At 42.4% G+C, this 19,670-nt stretch carries 15 protein-coding genes; 7 read left to right on the forward strand and 8 right to left on the reverse strand.

The window, feature by feature from the left end:
- Window positions 1–49: 49 nt before the first annotated feature.
- The 3 genes from DD657_RS11750 to DD657_RS11760 form a co-directional block, all read right to left on the reverse strand.
- Window positions 50–1,990, reverse strand: coding sequence for a fumarate reductase/succinate dehydrogenase flavoprotein subunit (locus tag DD657_RS11750; protein WP_021986861.1), 1,941 nt, complete (start codon window positions 1,988–1,990; stop codon window positions 50–52).
- A 77-nt stretch (window positions 1,991–2,067) separates the two neighbouring features.
- On the reverse strand, window positions 2,068–2,751 hold the full coding sequence (locus DD657_RS11755; protein WP_021986860.1) for a succinate dehydrogenase cytochrome b subunit: 684 nt from the start codon (window positions 2,749–2,751) through the stop codon (window positions 2,068–2,070).
- Window positions 2,752–2,905: 154 nt separating this feature from the next.
- Window positions 2,906–5,887 carry a serine hydrolase domain-containing protein gene (locus DD657_RS11760; protein ID WP_287049970.1) on the reverse strand — a complete coding sequence of 994 codons (2,982 nt, stop codon included), beginning with the start codon at window positions 5,885–5,887 and terminating at the stop codon, window positions 2,906–2,908.
- A 538-nt stretch (window positions 5,888–6,425) separates the two neighbouring features.
- Here DD657_RS11760 and DD657_RS11765 point away from each other — a divergent pair.
- Both DD657_RS11765 and DD657_RS11770 read left to right on the forward strand, forming a co-directional pair.
- Window positions 6,426–7,178 (forward strand): hypothetical protein, encoded by a 753-nt coding sequence (locus DD657_RS11765; RefSeq protein WP_287049972.1) that lies wholly within the window; start codon window positions 6,426–6,428, stop codon window positions 7,176–7,178.
- A gap of 9 nt (window positions 7,179–7,187) precedes the next feature.
- Entirely contained in the window at window positions 7,188–8,435 is a 1,248-nt protein-coding gene (locus tag DD657_RS11770; RefSeq protein ID WP_287049974.1) for a hypothetical protein, read from the forward strand.
- A gap of 98 nt (window positions 8,436–8,533) precedes the next feature.
- On the opposite strand, the gene DD657_RS11775 is transcribed toward DD657_RS11770, so the two are convergent.
- The 3 genes from DD657_RS11775 to DD657_RS11785 form a co-directional block, all read right to left on the reverse strand.
- Window positions 8,534–9,625 carry a TlpA disulfide reductase family protein gene (locus DD657_RS11775; RefSeq protein ID WP_287049976.1) on the reverse strand — a complete coding sequence of 364 codons (1,092 nt, stop codon included), beginning with the start codon at window positions 9,623–9,625 and terminating at the stop codon, window positions 8,534–8,536.
- 147 nt (window positions 9,626–9,772) lie between these two features.
- Complete coding sequence (gene bamG / locus DD657_RS11780; RefSeq protein WP_021986857.1) at window positions 9,773–11,029, reverse strand: BamG family beta-barrel-assembly machinery protein; 1,257 nt, start codon at window positions 11,027–11,029, stop codon at window positions 9,773–9,775.
- A 13-nt stretch (window positions 11,030–11,042) separates the two neighbouring features.
- Window positions 11,043–12,347 carry a DUF4270 family protein gene (locus tag DD657_RS11785; protein WP_068691775.1) on the reverse strand — a complete coding sequence of 435 codons (1,305 nt, stop codon included), beginning with the start codon at window positions 12,345–12,347 and terminating at the stop codon, window positions 11,043–11,045.
- A gap of 208 nt (window positions 12,348–12,555) precedes the next feature.
- On the opposite strand from DD657_RS11785, the gene DD657_RS11790 reads away from it, so the two are divergent.
- Together DD657_RS11790 and DD657_RS11795 are read left to right on the forward strand one after the other, a co-directional pair.
- On the forward strand, window positions 12,556–13,686 hold the full coding sequence (locus DD657_RS11790) for a Kelch repeat-containing protein (protein ID WP_021986855.1): 1,131 nt from the start codon (window positions 12,556–12,558) through the stop codon (window positions 13,684–13,686).
- 97 nt (window positions 13,687–13,783) lie between these two features.
- Entirely contained in the window at window positions 13,784–15,751 is a 1,968-nt protein-coding gene (locus DD657_RS11795; RefSeq protein ID WP_287049980.1) for a tetratricopeptide repeat protein, read from the forward strand.
- A 70-nt stretch (window positions 15,752–15,821) separates the two neighbouring features.
- Here the strand turns inward: DD657_RS11795 and DD657_RS11800 are convergent, their stop codons facing one another.
- On the reverse strand, window positions 15,822–16,232 hold the full coding sequence (locus DD657_RS11800; protein ID WP_021986853.1) for a hypothetical protein: 411 nt from the start codon (window positions 16,230–16,232) through the stop codon (window positions 15,822–15,824).
- Between the two features lie 232 nt (window positions 16,233–16,464).
- Window positions 16,465–17,823 carry a UDP-N-acetylmuramate--L-alanine ligase gene (locus DD657_RS11805; RefSeq protein WP_021986852.1) on the reverse strand — a complete coding sequence of 453 codons (1,359 nt, stop codon included), beginning with the start codon at window positions 17,821–17,823 and terminating at the stop codon, window positions 16,465–16,467.
- 161 nt (window positions 17,824–17,984) lie between these two features.
- Here DD657_RS11805 and DD657_RS11810 point away from each other — a divergent pair, with 161 nt between their 5' ends.
- Genes DD657_RS11810 through DD657_RS11820 form a run of 3 tightly spaced genes read left to right on the forward strand, consistent with a single transcriptional unit; the run spans window position 17,985 to window position 19,656 of the window.
- Window positions 17,985–18,794 (forward strand): metallophosphoesterase family protein, encoded by an 810-nt coding sequence (locus DD657_RS11810; RefSeq protein WP_068691779.1) that lies wholly within the window; start codon window positions 17,985–17,987, stop codon window positions 18,792–18,794.
- Window positions 18,775–19,410 carry an SPFH domain-containing protein gene (locus tag DD657_RS11815; protein WP_021986850.1) on the forward strand — a complete coding sequence of 212 codons (636 nt, stop codon included), beginning with the start codon at window positions 18,775–18,777 and terminating at the stop codon, window positions 19,408–19,410. The genes DD657_RS11810 and DD657_RS11815 overlap by 20 nt, the downstream gene beginning before the upstream one ends.
- Before the next feature lie 54 nt (window positions 19,411–19,464).
- A complete protein-coding gene (locus tag DD657_RS11820) occupies window positions 19,465–19,656 on the forward strand; it encodes a hypothetical protein (RefSeq protein ID WP_021986849.1) in 192 nt (63 codons plus the stop codon).
- The last annotated feature ends 14 nt before the right edge of the window (window positions 19,657–19,670 follow it).

The following is a 19,670-nucleotide window of genomic DNA, read 5'->3' on the forward strand; positions in this document are numbered from 1 at the left end:
TTTCAAATTGTGTCGTTTACAATTTAAAGTTTACAATTTGCAATGGTCATTATTTATAAGAGCGTTGTGTAAGTTCGACATTCTCGAATACCAAATTTTCTTTGTGTAATTCGGGAGCTTTGTCTTCTCCTTTGTATTCCCATACAGAAACGTAGGTATAGTGTGCGTCGTCACGTTTGGCTTCTCCTTCTTCGGTTACTGATTCCAAACGGCAGTGGCCACCACAGGATTCGTTCCGGTCGAGAGCGTCGTGTGCCATCAAATTTGCCAATTCGATAAAATCGGCTACACGTGCTGCTTTTTCCAATTCGTTGTTCATGGCTGTGAATTCTCCTACAACGCGTAAATCTTTGTAGAATTCTTCTTTCAGTTCGGCGATCAGCTGAATTGCTTTTTCCAAACCTTTGGCTTCACGTGCCATGCCGATATAATCCCACATGATATGTCCCAATAGCTTATGGAAATGATCCGGAGATTTGGTCCCTTTAATGTCGAATAATTTACGTAAACGTTCTGTGACGTGTTTCTCGGCTTCGTCGAACTCCGGGGTATTGGTTTTAATTTTCGGAGTTTGGATTTCTTTGGCGAGATAATCACCGATAGTATACGGCAAAATGAAATATCCGTCAGCCAATCCCTGCATCAATGCCGAAGCACCCAGACGGTTGGCTCCGTGGTCGGAGAAGTTACATTCTCCGATGGCATATAATCCCGGAATGGTCGTCATCAGGTTGTAATCCACCCATAATCCGCCCATTGAATAGTGTATAGCCGGATAAATCATCATCGGGTTATTGTACGGATCGACAGCCGTAATTTTTTCATACATCTGGAATAAGTTTCCGTACCGTTTTTCGATGGTGTCACGGCCTAATTGCTCGATGGCGTATTTGAAGTCCAGGAATACGGCTTTTCCCGTGTTGTTGACACCGAAGCCGGCATCACATCTTTCTTTGGCTGCACGTGAAGCCACGTCGCGGGGAACCAGGTTTCCGAATGCCGGATAACGGCGTTCCAGGTAGAAATCACGGTCTTCATCCGGAATATCGTTCGGATTTAAAGTCCCGGCTTGTAATTTTTGGGCATCTTCTATTTTTTTCGGTACCCATACGCGGCCGTCGTTACGTAAAGATTCCGACATCAGAGTCAGTTTACTCTGCTGTTCTCCGTGAACGGGAATACAGGTCGGGTGAATCTGTACGAAACAGGGATTACCGAACATGGCACCTCTTTTATAAGCTTGCCATGCAGCACTTCCGTTACATCCCATAGCATTGGTTGAAAGGAAGAATACGTTACCGTATCCGCCGGTTGCCAAAACAACGGCATGTGCTCCGAAACGCTCGATCTTACCCGTTACTAAATCACGGGCAATCACTCCGCGGGCTTTGCCGTCAACAACTACGATATCGAGTATCTCGTGGCGATCGTATACCTTGATTTTGCCTTTTTCAATCTGCCGGTTCATGGCACTGTAACAACCCAGCAATAATTGCTGTCCCGTTTGACCGCGGGCATAGAATGTACGGCTTACCAATGCACCTCCGAAAGAACGGTTGGCTAATAAACCGCCGTAATCGCGGGCGAAAGGAACTCCCTGGGCAACACACTGGTCAATGATGGCGTTACTTACTTCTGCCAAACGGTAAACATTAGCTTCCCGTGCACGGTAGTCACCACCTTTGATGGTTTCATAGAACAAACGGAATACAGAGTCGTTATCGTTCGGATAGTTTTTAGCAGCATTGATACCTCCCTGTGCAGCAATGGAGTGAGCACGGCGGGGGGAATCCTGATAGCAAAAAGCAGCTACATTATAGCCTAATTCTGCGAGGCTGGCAGCAGCAGAACCTCCTGCCAATCCGGTACCTACGACGATAATATCCAGTTTCTTTTTGTTGGCCGGGCTGACAACACCGATATGGGCTTTATGGTTTGACCACTTGTCTTTTAACGGTCCGGCAGGTATTTTAGCATCTATTATTGACATGATAAATAGTTTTAAATTTTGAATTTAGATCTTGAATTGCAGTGTGATGAATTTACAATCCACAACTTACAATTGAATTAGTTTCCCAGCCCTGCCAGGAAGTATAACGGAATGATGCTGAAGCCGACAGCTATGATTACAGCCAGAATCCGGGCCAGGCATTCCAGGCGTTTTCTCCAGATCTGATTGCTGAAACCGATAGACTGAAAAGCCGACCAGAATCCGTGTGTCAGGTGAAGGCCCAGTAAGATAGCACCAATGATGTATAGGGCACAGTAGGCGATGCTGGATTTGAACAGGCTGGATACCAACAAATAGGTGTCTTCCATTTCCACTCCGTCAATGACAACATGAGCTAAATTGCCCGTGATTTTGATGTTCCACCAGAAATTGTAAAGGTGGATGATAAGGAATACAAGTACCAAAGCTCCCAGGATGTACATGTTACGTGAAGCCCAGGTTGCATTCTGACCTTGATTCCTTTGTGCATACTTTACCGGACGTGCCTTCTGGTTTTGTAAAGTAAGTACACTGGCCCAAATGATGTGGATGATGAATCCGAGAGCCAGAATCGGTTCAACGATCTTGATAACAGGATTGGTAGCCATGAAATTTGCTCCATGATTGAATAACTCCCCGCTGTTATCGAGAATCAAAAATAAATTTAGTGTCAGATGGACACATAAAAAAGCAATCAGGAAAAGTCCGGATAAACTCATAATGACTTTTTTCCCGATAGAGGATGATAAGAAATTACTCATAATTAAGATTATTTATTAATAACTGGTTAAATTCTTTCTTCACATGCAAAAGTATCTATTTTTCCTGATTTTACTAGTAATAATTAGGGAAAAGTTTCTATAATTATTTCCTTCTCATTCAGTCAGATATTACGGAAATCAGGGAGCTGAAAATTTAATTTTGCAAAGCCTGGTATATAAATTCCTGAATTTTTGTCCGGATATCTTCTTCCGAAAGTTTGGTGTTGAATTCACTCGGATAAGTCCTGTTGGACAGGAATATGTATATCAGGTGGTTGTCGGGATCGGCCCAGGCCATAGTGCCTGTAAAACCGGTGTGCCCGAAACTATCGGGAGGAATGATTTTGCATGTCGGTCCGATTTTTGTCGTATCGGTTTCCGGTTTGTCAAAACCAAGACCCCGGCGGTTTGGGGAAAGCGTATCGGCCCGATGGGTAAATGTCGAAATTGTACTTTCCGTAAAAAATTGCTCTCCGCCGTAGTATCCTTTATTCAAATACATTTCCATGATTTTGGCCAGATCGTTGGCCGTCGAAAACAGTCCTGCATGTCCGGCAACACCGCCCAGGATGGCTGCTGTCGGATCGTGTACGTAGCCTCTGACTTCTCTTTTACGATAAAGGTTATCTATACATGAAGGAATAATGTATTTCGTATTGAGGTGTTTGGCGGCATTGAAATCGGTGTTGTAAGTCCCTAACTTTTTGAAAAATGTATTCCGGCAATATTGATCCAGGGGTTGCCGGGTAATGGTTTCGATGGCTTGTTGCAGAAAAATAAAACTGAGGTCACTGTATACGTATTCTTTTTTAGGAAGCAGTTCGGAGTTTAACAGGGCATGCATAATGCTGTCCCGGTAACCGTCAAAAATGTATAATCCGGGAGTAAAGGCTTTGTAGCCCGGAAGGGCTTCCCGTGAGAAGGTACTGTCTTTAAACCGGTAATTCGGATTGGCGTACAACCGGTCTTTGAGTTTCAGGGTGTTGTATTTTGTCGGGACGGGAGTGAAAAGCGAACCGTGAAGGGCTTCTTTATCGACAGCCTCGGTAAAAGCCGGGATGTAGGATTTCAGACCGGCCATGTGCATGAGAACTTCTTTTACCGTGATGTCTTTTTTATTGGTGTTGCGCAAGGCCGGGTAATAGTCGGCAAGAGGAGCCTCCAATTTGATTTTTCCTTCTTCATAAAGCTTCATAACACAGGGAAGAGTCGCTGCGATTTTCGTTATGGAAGCGATGTCGTATATGTTTTCCGTGTGGTTGGGAACCGTATTTTTGTAGGTGTTGTAACCAAAAGCTTTATCGTAAACGACATAACCGTCTTTGGCTACCAATACCTGGCATCCGGGGGTGGCTTTTGTCTGAATGGCTACATTACACATGGAGTCGATACGTGACAGCCGCTCCGATGTCATACGGCACATTTCAGGCAGCGCATACCCCAGGCGGGTTTTGGGGGTTGATAGCCCGTCTCCGGCTGAGTAAGCCGGAGAAATGCTTACCGGAAGTTTACCGTCAACCGGGATGCCGCCGAAGATTGCTTGTGCAGCATATTGCCGGGCGTACAAGTGATCTTCAAAGTTGATCAGAATGGCATCTAACGGTAAATCGATATAGTTTTTAAGTCCGTAAGGCGTTCCCGGGTGGCAAAGGATGACCTTTTTTCCTTTCAGAGCGCGGATCAGGTCTGTAAGTCCGGGAGTATAGCCAAAATGGCGGGAACTGCGATTGGAAGCTTTGCTGTTGTATATGATGATGCAGTTGTAGCCGCTTAGTTGCCGGATGAAATTATTCAATTCCGTGGCGTTCATTTTGTCCGGAGCTGTCAGGTTGTATATTTCTGCATACCGGTTTAAGGTGGTCTGGAAATGATTGATATTGGCGGCCCCGAAATTTACGGCTGCAATCCGTAAGGTGTCTAGGCGCTGAAGCGGTAGTATGTTTTGTTCGTTTTTTATTAATGTAACAGCACTTTTATACAATTCCTGCTTGAGAGCAAAATCTTCAGGGGTGTTCAAACGGGACCACAATTTTTCTGTCTTGATCGGGTGAAATTGCGGCAGGACATATGTGTATTTGGCGATCAGGATTTTTTTGCATTTTTCGTCGATCATGCTTTCGGTCAGCACACTGTCAGTGATGGCTTTTTTGATTTTGGCAATCGCCTGACCGATGTCTTCGGGAAAGAGCAGAATATCGTTACCTGCCAGTAAAGCTGCAACCTCTGCTTCTCCTCGTTCCCGTCCCCGGGTTACGCCTTTCATGTTCATGGCATCGGTGAAGCACAGGCCGTTGAATTTCAGGCTGTCTTTTAAATACCGGTCGATGACGGCTGCGGATAAGGAAGCCGGCATGCCGGATGAATCGAGAGCTTTGACATTCAGATGGGCTACCATGATTGCCGGCAGGCCTGCCTCAATTAATTTTTTAAACGGATAGAGTTCCAGCGAATCCAGGCGTGTGCGGTCCTGGCTAATGAGCGGTAAGGCATAATGCGAATCGGTATCGGTATCTCCATGCCCCGGGAAATGTTTGGCTACCGGGAGTACATTTTCAGAGAGAGAGCCCCGGATATACATTTCGGTTTTATGCCATACGTTATTCCGGTTTTCTCCGAAAGACCGCATACCGATAACCGGATTTTGAGCGTTGTTATTGATATCTGCAACGGGAGCGAAATTGATGTGTACTCCCAATTCCTTACAATGCCGGGCAATTGTGGCTCCAAGCCTGAATATCAGGGAATCGTTGCGGATGGCTCCGGCTATTCCCATCAAAGGAAATTCCATCCCGGTTCTTAAGCGCCAACCTACCCCATGTTCGGCATCAAGACCGATCAGTAAAGGATATTTGGCTGCTTTCTGATAACGGTTGGTTAATTGGGCCTGACGTACCGGTTCCCCCTGGAAAAAAATCAATCCTCCGATGTTGTATTCCCGGATGATTTTTTCAAGTCGGTCTTCATATTCCTGATCCCTATTGCTGTAAGCGGCAATCATAAACAACTGGCCGATCTTTTCATTCAGTGTCATGGATTGCAAGGTTTCGTCTGTCCAATGATTCGCTTTTTCCGGATGGCTGGCAGAAAGCTGAAGGCCATAACACAACAATAAGAATAGCAACGATATCCTGTACATTTTCCCCTTTTCCCGTTTTGTTTTTACGTATACAAAAATAGTAAAGAATCGTCTTATTTCCGATGAAAAAGAAAAGTTTGTTGAGAAGAATACAAGACCGCTTTTTCATTTTTTGTACAATTCCTTTGTCTGATTTTCATTATGTTTATCAAACAAGAATCGCTTATAAAAATGAACGTTTATTTTAGTAAACGGATAGGCATATTTTAAGACAAATATACATATTTATACGGATAATGCAAGTATTTTACTATCAATTTTTTATTGTCTGATGTGGATTTGGTTTTCAGATAAATGGTTTCTTGCAAAAAGAAACGTTCATATTAATTGTAGATTTTAGATTTACGATTTTAGATTAAAAAAATCTGATAACGAATCAGATTGCTAAACAATCTAAAATGTTCATTTATTTTAGATTTACGTTTTCTCTTTTTGCAGGGAAAGCTTGTATGAGAAATCTATAGTCGATTATCACTGAAAAAGTGATTGCAGAATGGTACATGAGACGGAAAGTATTAACCCTCTAATATTGAATAGTATGAAAAGAGCATTTTTTGTCGTTATTCTGGTAACGATTTTTACAGGTAATCTTTGGGCGCAAGGAAAATTTGAAGGCAAGATTGTAAGAAAAGGAATATTCCAGGCAGAAGGTTTTTTCAAGAAACAATTGCCGGTATTAAGTGGTGGACAGGAGGACATTGTTATTGTAAAAGGGAGTAAATTATTGCAGTTGTCTGCTGCTACCAATCTGATGGTGTTGTTGGATTTTGATAATAAATGCGCCTATAACATTTTGCCACAAAAGAAGGTTGTCAATAAAGTGCCTTATCCGGGAGGAAGGCATCCGAATGATTTGTTTCAGAAAACGGATGAAAAGAAAGAAATCGAGGGTTTGATTTGTACGAAGTATGTTTCGAAAGTTGACAATAAGGGTGTCGTTGCGGAGGCTGAAAATTGGATTCCCGACGGAGTACTGGATTCGCAGGAAAAGATAGATATGTACAATTACATGTTCCAGGGAAATGACGGTTTTACAATGGAAGCGGTTGCAGAAACCCGGTCTACAATACCTTTGTTTAAAGGAAAATTTTTGGGTGTGACCAATACCGTCAGAGTCGACAGAACCCCTGTTGCGGATTCCATATTCGATATTCCTTCAGACTATAAATATGTAAATGATAAGGAATTCCAGAAGATATGGAAAAAATATGTCGCTCAATTGAATAAAGAAAGAGCGAAAATGGATAAGAATACGGAGTTGTTCGTACCTGAAAATGTGTGGGATTTTTAATGAAAAAATATGGTCTGGTTTGAAAAATGTGGTCTGGTTTGTTGGTTTCTATGGAGTTGCTTATTGGTGTATGCACAAAGCGGAGTATATGAGAACTACCGCCGTAGTTCTCTGTACTCGGTGATGCTGAATACGGGCGATAAATATTGCAATGAGATCGAGGATGTATTTACGACTCTTCCGGTTAACGACAAATTTAATAATCATGATTTGAGCGTGAAATCAATCAAGGATTATGACGGGTCGGCAAAAGACAAACGGGGAAAAATAGAGCGGTTTTTGGTGCAGTCGCAACTGGCCAAGCGTATTGTGGCCAAGTGGTTCAACCGGGATCGTGTGACCGGGGCTTTTGATATGGATTTGGTGGCGGAACGGGGACAATATAATGCTTCGGAACTGGATGTGAAGCTGGCACAGTCTACGGTGAGAGGAATTGCTTTGCTCGAAGATGCGGGAGAAGAATTGATCGGCAATACATTTTTGTTAGTAAACGATATCCGTTATGTAGATAAGGAAGCCAATGCTCAGGTAGCGTCTCTTATTTTTTCTGCGGTGAAAGCGGTTGCTACGGAATTGACTAACGTATCAAATGAAAAAATAGCTTCGGTGGCTTCTCTTGTCGATCTGGCTTCGGGGACGGGTAAGGAAGTGTCCGATCTGATCGGTGGCTTCCGGGTCACAATTACGTCGTATTTGTATCGGTTGGAGTGGACGGAGGCTGTCGCATCGGAGTTTTATGAGAAATATTATTACGATTCACTGTCTGTCGATGTCCATAAGAAAGAAGCGTTCGATGCCCGTACGGATTTATTTAAGTTTGAATTTATCGGTAAACAACGTGTGACAAGTGATAAATTAGTGCTTAATGGGGTCAGGAATAACATCCAGCTTATCCGCAAAGTATTGAACAGAGCTTTGGATAAATCTATCGTGAAATTGCAGCACGAGCATGAGGTATTTCGTGTGAAATCCGCGGTGTATGAAATAAAGGACGGAGAAGTGACGGTACAGATCGGAATGAAAGAAGGGGTCGATGAAAAATCCAGGTTCGAAGTGCTGGAGTGCTATGTCGGGGATAAGCAGCGAACGATGTATAAACGTGTCGGGATCATACAACCGGTTCCCGGAGCTATTTGGGACAATCGGTATATGGCGGTGGAGGAAGAAGCAGTTGGAGCGGACTTTAATTACACCCGGTTTAAAATCGAAAGCGGATCCGGTTTTCATATCGGTATGCTGGTACGTGAGATACGCTGATATTGTCTTGGGTTCTTAGAAGAACTTCTCAATAAAATCCCCCTGAAATTTCAATTTCAGGGGGATTGGTATGGCATTTAATTGAAGAATAAGGCTGTTTATTTCAGCATTTCAGCAATTTTGTCTTTCAATTCCTGACCGTGCAGGTTGCGGGCAACGATCTGGTTGTTTTCATCCAGAATGAGCAGATGAGGGATGCTGTTTACGCCGTACAATTGAGCGGCTGCATTTTCCCAGCCTTTCAGGTCTGAAACGTGGTTCCAGGTCAGACCGTCGTCTTCGATGGCTTTCACCCATGCTTCCTGATTGTTGTCTAGAGAAACGCCGAGAATTTCAAGTCCTTTCGGGTGGTATTCTTTGTAGATTTCCACTACTTCAGGATTTGCCTGACGGCAAGGATTACACCAGGATGCCCAGAAATCGATAATTTTCACTTTACCTTTGATATCAGCCAAAGAAAGCGGATTGCCTTCCGGTGTATTCAGGGTGAAATCCGGAGCTGTTTGACCGATAGCTACAGCTTCCAATTTGGCGATTCTTTCGGCAATTTTTTTCCCGTACAGGCTGTTTTTGGCATTTTCACCCAAATTTCCGTACATTTCTTTCAATTGGTCGAATTCCATGCCACCCATTTTGGAAGCAATGATAAAGGCGGATACAAAACTGTCGGCATTGTTTTTGATCAGATCAGCTTCCTGTGCTTCGGCCTCTTTTTCATAAGCTTCAAATTGATTCCGGATTTCGTTGGCTTTTTCCTGATCCTGATTTTGCATAGCAACCGTATATTCTTTATACAGCTCAGATTGTTTTTTCATCAGGTCATTTGAAATAACCAGATAATCATTGATGACTTTCTGATTTGCCGTTCCTTCAACTTTGGACTGGCTGTTGTCTGCCGGATTCAAAGTAGCCGTAAAGGTTGTATTTTCAATGATAAGGGGTGTACGGCCTCTTTTACCATCTACTGTCAAATAAGCGTCAGAAACTTCCTGGACACTTCCTTCCAGTTTGAATTTTCCGTCTTGAATGGGGGCACTGGCTAATGTATCAGCTTGTCTGTTCTGGAATTTTACCAGATGAACTGTTCCTTCTGTTTCTCCTTCCACAGTACCGTTGATGGTATATTTCTGTGTTGATGTACAAGCGCTCAGAGCCAGAACACAGAGAGCAGGGATAAGAATTTTTTTCATAGTTTTCTTTTTTGATTTATACAATAAGTGATGTGTTTCAATGTCTTTTGGACGATATTTGTTTTATTATAAAACTAATGCGGCAAATTTAAGATTTTTTCGTTAAACTTGCCGCACTTCTTTGCAGATAATATTTTAGATATTTTATTAATCGATTTTTCGTTTCATAAACCAACCTTCTTTAAAGGCGATGTTAAGTCGGATTTTTGCAAATTTTTCCTGAATCAATCCGTTTTCCTTGGTTCCTCTTATCCCTAAATCGAAAGCAATACCGAGCAATAATTCCCGGTTCGGAATGTATATCGGCATTTGGGTACCGAAAGTAATGGCATAGGTATTGATAAAGGTATTGTTCAATTTAATTTGAGAGCGGACCATATAAGTTCCTAAAATGTATTTGTTGCGTTGCCACCAGTAGCGTCCGTAACGTGCCGGCATTAAAGACGCGCCCAGAGAAACTTTGTGATAATCGTGGTAATCCTGATTGACTTTGAATTCTTCGTAGGCAGACATTTTCTGGAAGGTATAATCTCCTGCCAGCATCCATTTGTCTTTGTAGTCGTATGCAAAACCGCTGATGATCCGGAACGGATATTTTATGCCGCCCCGTCTCAATACTTCATCTTCCAGTGTTTGCTGGTCGGAAGTGCTCGAATTGATCTTATAGGATGTGAAGTCTTTTTTGGCAGCCAGATCGGTCCCTAAATTGAACGATGTTCCCAGTGTCAGTTTGGATTTCGGAGACAGGGTAAACAGGTATTGAAGGCCGAGGTTAAAAATAACATCGTGTACGGATATTTTATTCCGGGCATTGATGTAATAGCTGTCGGTGACGGCAGGAATCAACGTGACCCGCTTTTCGATATTACCGAAAACCAACGAGGTATTTAAGCCGACCGACAGGTTTTTAACTTTATAGGCCAATCCTAAATAGAAATCGTTCAAACCGCCGTTGCCCGATATTTGCTGGTTGTAGTATTCGTCGACGCTTCCGTTGATTCTTTCTTTGTAATGCAGGTCATAACCGATGTCCGATCTCTGGTTGAAACCGAAAGAAGCAAATAGGTTCGGATAGAGACGAAGCGCCATATTCAAGGCTGCATTCTGGGCTACCCGGTAGGTGCTGCTTTCTTTGTTTGTGGCTATGCCTACATATTCACCGGTAATTCCGAATTGAATGTAAAAGCGGTTACTGTCGAGTGCCGTATAGGAAGCCGGGTTGAGAAAGTTGATGTTGTTGGCATCGCGCATAGCAGCCGAAACACCTCCCATTGCGGTATAAGGGCCGTAATTATCCTGTAATAGTCCGATACCATACATGGAATAAGGAGTCCCGGTATTGTTCTGAGCGAATGTGCACACCGAAAATCCGGATAATATAAAAAGCAGAATAATTTTTTTCATAGATAATATGGAATTACTCATATTGGGCATAATAAACTTTTAATACCGGTACTTCGTCTACTGTCAACCGGGTGAAACTACTATGCATTTCAGTTAACGGGATGCTGACCAGAACCTCGTTGTTTTGTTCTGCATCCGTACGTTGACAAAGCGAGTTATAGAAATCCGTAATATTGATGATATAGGTTTCGTATCCCGGTTTGTTCGGTTTATAGACAAGGCTACCCGTTACGGCATTCCCGGCAATATTGGTCACCGTGGACAATGCCTTGTTGCTTACGTCCGATTTGTAAAAATATATGGTTTTAGGTAACGGATAATAGGTGGTTACAAATTGTTGCGGATGCAATTCGATTTCCGCTTTGACAATTGTCTGGTATTTATTACCTGCCGGAGCAATCGGTAATTTCATTTTAATCATATATCCGCTCAAACCTTGGGTAACCGTTTGGCCGTCCACGGCATTGGGGCGTTTGGCTGCTGCAAATGGCAGGTTTTCGGATTGTTTCGTCAGTGCGGCATAGGGTGTCCCGGCGGCATTATTGACGATATTCATAAACGTATATTGGTTGTAATTCTTACTTTTATTGAAAGAATAGGTCAGGTCGCCCGTCGAACTGTGAAAGTGGATTTTTATACCGATGCTGTCGGCAGCCGGACTAAGCCCGAAAATACAGGTGTTGGACGGATCGGCCATTAAGGTCAGGCCTTTGAAATAACGAATAAAATCGAGGTCGTTTTGTACGACATAATCGTTTTGCCTTAATTTATCGAATAAATCCCGTCCTACTTCATCGTTCAGGCGGAACTGAAACTTTTTCAACCTTTCCTGGGTCGGCCATGTCGTATATGATCCGAGCGGTTCTGCTTCGTGAGGAACCGTGGCATTATTGTAAATCAGATCGTCGTCCGGGTTTAAAGTCGGTGTTGCCTTTAATTGATAAAGGTGGAATTGTTGCAAGGTGGTTGTATCTCCCCAAATCGTTTTATTGAATACGGCATTGAAGGTGATCGAATCGTAGATATAGGTGTTTTCGACTCTCGAGCCTCCGGAAGGTACGATTTCAAAATAGGGTGTCGTGATGGTTACTCCCGTGATCGGATCGTTTGCCCGTCCGGCCAATAAACCTTTTAAAGTACTGCTGGAATATCCGGTCGAGGTCGGAAAAGAGTCCAGCTTTACAGTCGATGTGGGGATTTTATAAGTTTTGATTTCAACATAACTTTCGTTGTTGATTAAATCTTCCCCGATTGAAGTGACATCGTTATTACACGCCCCGCACAAACAAATTAAGAAAAAGAAAAGTATGTTTCTCATATTTTATCCATTGCAATAATCAGAGGGCGAAGGTAAAATTATTTTCTAAAAATATTACAAGTGAAAGCTATTTTAATTTGTTATTACAGGAATTATAAAGTTTGGAAACGTAATTTAATAGATTTTTTATTGTATTTGTGTATAATTTATGTAGTTTTGCCCGAGTTTTGGTAGAATAAACAAATAAAAATTGAAATACTAGTATTTTATGAAAACGGTAAAGAATTTATTATTTTTAGCTGTTCTGGTATCGTTCTTTGCGGCATGTAGCTCCGATGACGATAAGGTCGGGAACTGGAAAAAAGTAGAAAGTTTCGGAGGAACCGGTCGTGTGGGAGCGGTAACCTTTACAATCGGTGATGTAGCTTATGTCGGATTGGGAATCGATCAATATGCAAATGAATTAAAAGATTTCTGGACTTGTACCCTAACAGGACAAGATTTAATATGGCAACGTGCGGAAACTTTGCCGGATGATTTTAAACCGCGTTACGGTGCTACTGCTTTTTCGGATGGAACAAGTGCTTTTGTCGGATTAGGTTATGCGCAGAATGCAGCAGCCGGCGGTAGCGGTAAATCTGAATATTTCAAAGATTTTTGGAAATATACACCGGGACAAGGCTGGACAAAATTGACGGATTTCCCGGGAACTCCCCGTCAGTATGCATTGGGTTTTTATGTACCGAAAGCCGGTGGCAGAGGAAAAGCTTATGTTGCTTACGGATATTATAGTGACGGAAACGACAAGGTAGGTGCGATGAAGGATTGGTGGGAATATGATCTGGACACTGATACCTGGACGGAAATGAATGAAGTGTTCGGAGATAAGAGAGCCGGAGCCTGTGTGGCAGTTATCGGAGAAACCGCTTATATTTTTACCGGTGCTGACGGAAGTTCTTATCCGAACGATGTCATCAAGTTTACTCCGTATCAGAGTGTGAAGTTTGCTAAACTGGACGTATTGAAAGATACCGATTATCACAATTACGACGGAGATTACGGTAAGATTCCAAGAGGCTATGCAACAGCTTTTGTGGTAGGTAAGGAAGAGGATAAAACCGCCCGTATCTATTTGGCAACCGGAGCGAGAGGAAGTGTGTTAAGCGATTGCTGGGAATTCAATCCTTACCGGGGCGAGACCGGCAGATGGGACGAAGTAACCAGTTTCCCGAGCGGACACTATCGTCAGGCTGCTGTCGCTTTCGTATTGGATAATAGAGGATATGTAGCAACCGGAGGTTCTAATTTCTCCGTCGCTCAGTCCGGTTATACAACGACAGACGTTACGACTTATTTATTCCAGCCCGGAGTAAAAGACGACGATCAGGATGATGATTAATCAGTGATATGAATTTTTGGATAGCCGGGATTTTTCCCGGCTATTTTTATAGCACATTTCTTTTTTCTATATTTACGTCGGATTAATTTTTAAACGAATGAAGCGTATCTTTTTGAAATGGGTGGTATTGGGAGTATTGACGGGTGTCGGGGGACATGTCAACGGGCAATGGAATACTTACAATATGTTGCAGATGGGGAAGAATGCCATTTATTTCGACGATTATGTGAGTGCTATTGATAACTTCAATAATATTATACGGTTGAAGCCTTATTTGTCGGAGCCCTATTTCTTCCGGGGGGTCGCAAAGATGAACCTGGACGATTACGAGGGGGCGATTCAGGACTATAGCCGGGCAATCGATTTGAGTCCGAATTATTTTCATGCTTATATGTACCGGGGAATCGCTTATCATAACCTCCGGAAATATGAGGAGGCCATGAAAGATTATAATTATGCCATATCTCTGGATCCGAGTGATGCTTATGTGTATGCCAACCGGGGCATGACCAAAGCACAGATGGGGGATTATAAAGGGGCGGAAAAGGATTATTCGAAGTCTTTGCTGATTGATAATAAATTGCTGGCCGCTTATTTAAACCGGGCTATCATGCGGGAAAAACTGGATGATGTAGACGGGGCTTTGGCGGATTGTAATGCCGCTATTAAGTTGAATATGTTTTCGGACGATGCCTTCGGATTGCGGGGTTATTTGTGGTACAGACAGAAAGATTATCACAATGCGATTGAAGATTTTAACCGGGCTCTGAAAGCGAATCCGAAGAATAAACGGATACTGATGAGCCGGGCTATGGTGTGGTATGAGATGAAGAAATATCAGGAAGCCCTCGACGATTATTCGGAAGTGGTACGTATCGACAGTAATTACATATACGCTTATTATAACCGGGCGATGTTGCGCGGGGAAGTCGGCGATTACAACAATGCCATTGCCGATTTGGATAAGGTGGTAGAAATGAATCCCGATAATATCTTGATTTATTTTAACCGGGGATTGATAAAAATGGAGATCAAAGACCTGCCCGGTGCTTATAACGATTTTTCCGAGAGTATCCGTTTGTATCCGGATTTTGTGAAGGCTTATATGGCCAGGGCGGCGGTGGGGAATGCCATGAAAGACTATGCTGCGGCAGACCGGGATTATGCGCAGGCATCGGCGATTATGGAACGTTACCGGAAAATGAAGGCCGGTGATCGCAATGCACTGGTGGATACGACTGAGAATTTTCGCCGTCTGATCGATTTCAGTGCCCGGAATGACCGGATGAGGGATGTGATAAACGGCCGTGTACAGGATCGGAATGTGATTGTGGCATTACAGGATATATTTTGTATCCGGCATTTGAGTATAGATTCTTTGCGGAGTGGGAAAGTACAGTATTATAACCAGCATGTTATGGCTTATAACCAACAGCATAATTATACGTCCTCCCTTTCCGTTACCAACCGGAAATGTAATTATCCGGAAGAGATGATCCGGATGAATATAGAACGCTATTCGGATGAAATACAACAGGGAAATGCAGATGCTTATCTGTTGCGGGGCATATTCTATATGAATAATCAGGAATACCCCAAAGCCATAGAAGATTTTAATAAGGTCGTAGATGCTGATCCCAAAGATATTCTGGCTATTTTTAACCGGGGCAATGCACGTATGCTGATGTACGATTATATCGAATCGATCGATGACAATACGAATCGGATTGTCGGGAGCACACCGGAGGTTAAGCGATCGGTCGATTATTCGGAAGTATTGGAAGATTACCGGAAATGTCTGGAGATCGACCCCTCTTTTGTATTCGCTCTTTTCAATATAGCGAATGTTTATGTAAAGAGTGAGAAGATCGATCAGGCTATGGAAGCATATACCCAGGTGATTGCTATGGATAAGGATTTAGCCGAGGCTTATTTTAACCGGGGATTGCTCTATATTTATGTGGGGCGGAAGGCCGAGGCAAATGCAGATTTGAGTAAGGCCGGCGAGTTGGGAATTACCGATGCCTATAATATTATCAAGCGCTACTGCAGGGAAGAAGAATAAACCGGATGATATAAAAACGGTAGACCGCACGATCAGGTCTACCGTTTTTTTTGCAGATATATTTTCAAGCTTAACTTTTTCTTTTTTCGTATTGGTAAAGTCTTTCTTCCAGTTTGCCGGATTCCCGGTAGAGTTGGCGTAATTCATTCTCTTTCTTTTCCAGCAATTCTTTGAGCATGGAAATTTCTTTGTCTTTATCGACACAATTTTCACAAAAGCCGAATTCATTCCGGTTGATTTGACGGAGTTGCTGTTGATCGATAATCATTGAGCCTACACCTCGTAGCAGCCAATTTGCATTTAGTTCTGGAAACAACTTGATAATTGCAATCAGATGCTTATCCGGAATATGGTCGTGACAATTGATCCAATTGCTGACTTGTTGTCTGTTTTTCAGACCTAGTTTGATTCTTAACTGTTCCTGTGTGAAATTCTTTTCGTAAAGGAATTTGTCAAGTCTTTGATTTAGAGTCATGTCCATATGCGGTGTGTTTTAAGTTTATATACATGTAAATAAATTACCTACAAAAATCAAAACAATAGTTTACTTTCCTTTTGATTCCTGCATAGAATATAGGAAAAATAGGTTAAAACCAATACAGAAAGCGAATTTTTTTTTATGATTACGAAACTTAATTTTTGAAAATAGATAGTTGCGTGTTAAAGTGTCTTTGAAAAGGGCTGCTATCTTCCGTCAGCAGCCCTTTTCGGGTTTATGGATGAAGTAATTTTTCTGCAGTTGTTTTTATGTCGATACCGGAGAAATTTCCGGATGTCATGATCAATAAGACCGTATTTGTATAATCCTGTTCGGAAAGATATTTCAGTAAGGCTGAGTTATCTGTGAACACTTCCAGTTTTTCTCCGGCGAATCCTTTTTTTACATCGCTTGTTGTGATTTCCGGTAATTTTTTGTGACGTACAACTTCCGGATTGAAAAAAACGACAGCCTGATCAGCACTTGCCATACATCCTTTGTACTGGGGTAAGAAATCGGCGTTCAGGCTGCTGAAGGTATGGAGTTCCATACAAGCCAGCAGTTTTTTATCCGGATATTGTTGGCGGACGGCTTCGATCGTCGCTTTTAATTTGGACGGAGAATGGGCAAAATCGAGGTAGGCTACAGATCCTGGATTTTCCGTGATTTTTTGGAGGCGTTTGGCAGCCCCTTTATAGGATGCAATTGCTTTTAAGAAGGAGTGATCGTCGATACCCAGTTCTTTGCATGCAAGGTATGCCGCGGAAATGTTCTGGAGGTTGTGGTCTCCGAATATCTGAAGTCCGGTTTCTTCCGGGCCTTCGAGATAGGTTTTTCCATTTTTCGTTTTGTGCGGAAAAGTGTTGTAAGGGATGGTCCGCACTGTCGGCCGGCATCGCGGGAGTATTTTACGTATGTTTTCATCTCCTTCGTAGTAAATCAGTTTTCCGGAGTCAGAGATTTTTTCAACGAAGAGAGCGAATTGTTCGACGTAGTTTTCAAATGTCGGAAATACATTCATGTGATCCCAGGCAATCCCTGTCAATATAGCTATATCCGGATAATAATGATGGAATTTCGGACGCATATCGATGGGGGAAGAAAGGTATTCGTCGCCTTCAAATACAGCTATTTTACTCTCCTTACTGAGATGAACCATTGTTTCAAATCCTTCGAGTAGAGCGCCTACCATATAGTCGAATTGTATTCCGCAGTTCCGGAGTACATGCATAATCATGGAGGTTGTCGTTGTTTTCCCGTGGCTTCCGCCTACAATTACTCTTTTTTTGTCTTTTGTCTGTTCGTATAGATATTCGGGATAGCTGTAAATCTTCAGGCCGAGCTCTTTGGCTTTTTGCAGTTCCGGGTTGTCTTCCCGGGCGTGCATACCCAATATGACGGCATCCAGGTCCGCCGTGATCTTTTCCGGGAACCATCCCCAGGCTTGGGGCAATATACCGGCTGCCGCCAATCTGCTTTTAGAAGGTTCGAATATTTCGTCGTCGGATCCGCTTACGGTATATCCTTTCTGGTGCAGGGCCAGTGCCAGGTTATGCATAGCACTGCCTCCTATGGCTATGAAATGTATTTTCATGAATATAACTTGAAATTTGCAATGTTACCGGAGACTTTCTGTCCGTTTCTTTATACAAAGATGGGGAGAAGTAAGTTAAAAACGAAACGAAAAATAAAATTTATTCCCGCTAAATGGCGGATAGGCATATATTTTGCATAAGTCAGATAAATTTGAATGAGATGTTCCGGAAGTTTTTGTACCTATGCCCGGTATTTTTATTGTGTGCATGTGACCGGGTATTTGAATATCATCCTTACGATTTACGTTTGGAAAGTAAGTATAAGAATATCAATGTAAAAAATATCGCCCGCTTAAAGGAGAAGGATACCGGCAGCGATACGGTCCGGTTTGTCTTTATGGGAGATTCTCAACGTTGGTATGATGAAACGAAGGATTTTGTCAATCATGTAAATAAGCTGGAAAAGATCGATCTGGTGATACACGGTGGAGATATCTCGGATTTCGGGATGAAAAAGGAATATTGCTGGATGCATGATATTTTGAGCAAGCTGAAGGTTCCCTATGTTCTGATTATCGGGAATCACGATAATTTGGGGTCGGGAAGGGAGGTATACAAGGTGATGTATGGAGATCTGAATTTTTCTTTCCGTTATGGCAATGTGAAATTCGTGTGTTTGAATACCAATGCCCTGGAATTCGACTATGCCGTCCCGGTACCCGATTTTAAGTTTTTAGAACGGGAAATCGCCGATGCGCAGGAAGGAGGGTACGATAAAACCATTGTAGCGATGCATGCGCAACCCGGGGATGTTGTTTTTAATAACAATGTTGCTTCTCCTTTTCAGGAGTATATCAAGCGGTTGAAAAATCTGCAGTTTTGTTTACATGCTCATGCTCATTCCGTTATGGTGAACGACTTTTTCGATGACGGGGTATTGTATTACGGTTGCGGTTCTATGAAAGGGCGTAGTTATTTATTGTTCACTGTGACTTCTGATTCTTATCGTTATGAAGTGGTTCATTTTTAAATGTATCGGGTGTGGTTGTTTGGTTTTTATGACGGTTTTTGCTGATGCTCAGACCCGTCATGAAAGGCTGCAGGAAAAATATCAGTCGAATTGGGCTAAATTGGTTCCCAGATACAATAAGGTGCAGTTTGCCGGTGAAATGGGACTATTTTCTTTGGGATGCGGTTGGGATTACGGTAAAAAGAGACAATGGGAGACGGATATATTGTTCGGTTATCTGCCGAAGTTTGAGGGTAAGGAATGGCATATCACGTTTACATTGAAGGAGAATTATATCCCTTGGCGTGTGAATCTGAATGAAAGGAAAAAGTGGGTTCTTGAGCCTTTTACAGCCAGTCTTTACATCAATAAGATTTTCGGCAATGAATTTTGGACGAAAGAGCCTGATAAATATCCCGAAAAGTATTATAATGTAGCGACGAATTTACGTTTTAACATCGCTTTCGGACAGCGTATCCGTTTTAATTGGGATCCCAGAGGCTTGTCCGACCACATTACTTTTTTCTACGAAGTCGGTACCAATGATTTGTATATTATCAGTTATTTTACGAATAAGTATTTGAGTATAACCGATATTTTCAGTTTGTCTCTCGGATTAAAATTTCAATTTTTGTAAACTTCCTTTTGGGATAAGCGTATATAGTTGTTGTATAACTAAAAAAAGGAAGAGATGAGAATGAATATCAAATCAAAATTGGGGTATATCATTATCGCCTGTATCGTTCTGATGCTGGCATCTTGTGGAAATTCCAACAAAAAGAAGGTTGAACAAAAGACTCAACCGCAGGATTCGGCTGTAATTATAGAGGAGGAAAGTATCGTTGTAATTGACAGTATTGCACCGGATACGTTGAAGAAGTAACCAGAAAAAGTCCC

The sequence above is a fragment of the Culturomica sp. genome (assembly GCF_003524185.1).
GTDB classification, from domain to species: Bacteria; Bacteroidota; Bacteroidia; order Bacteroidales; family Marinifilaceae; genus Culturomica; species Culturomica massiliensis.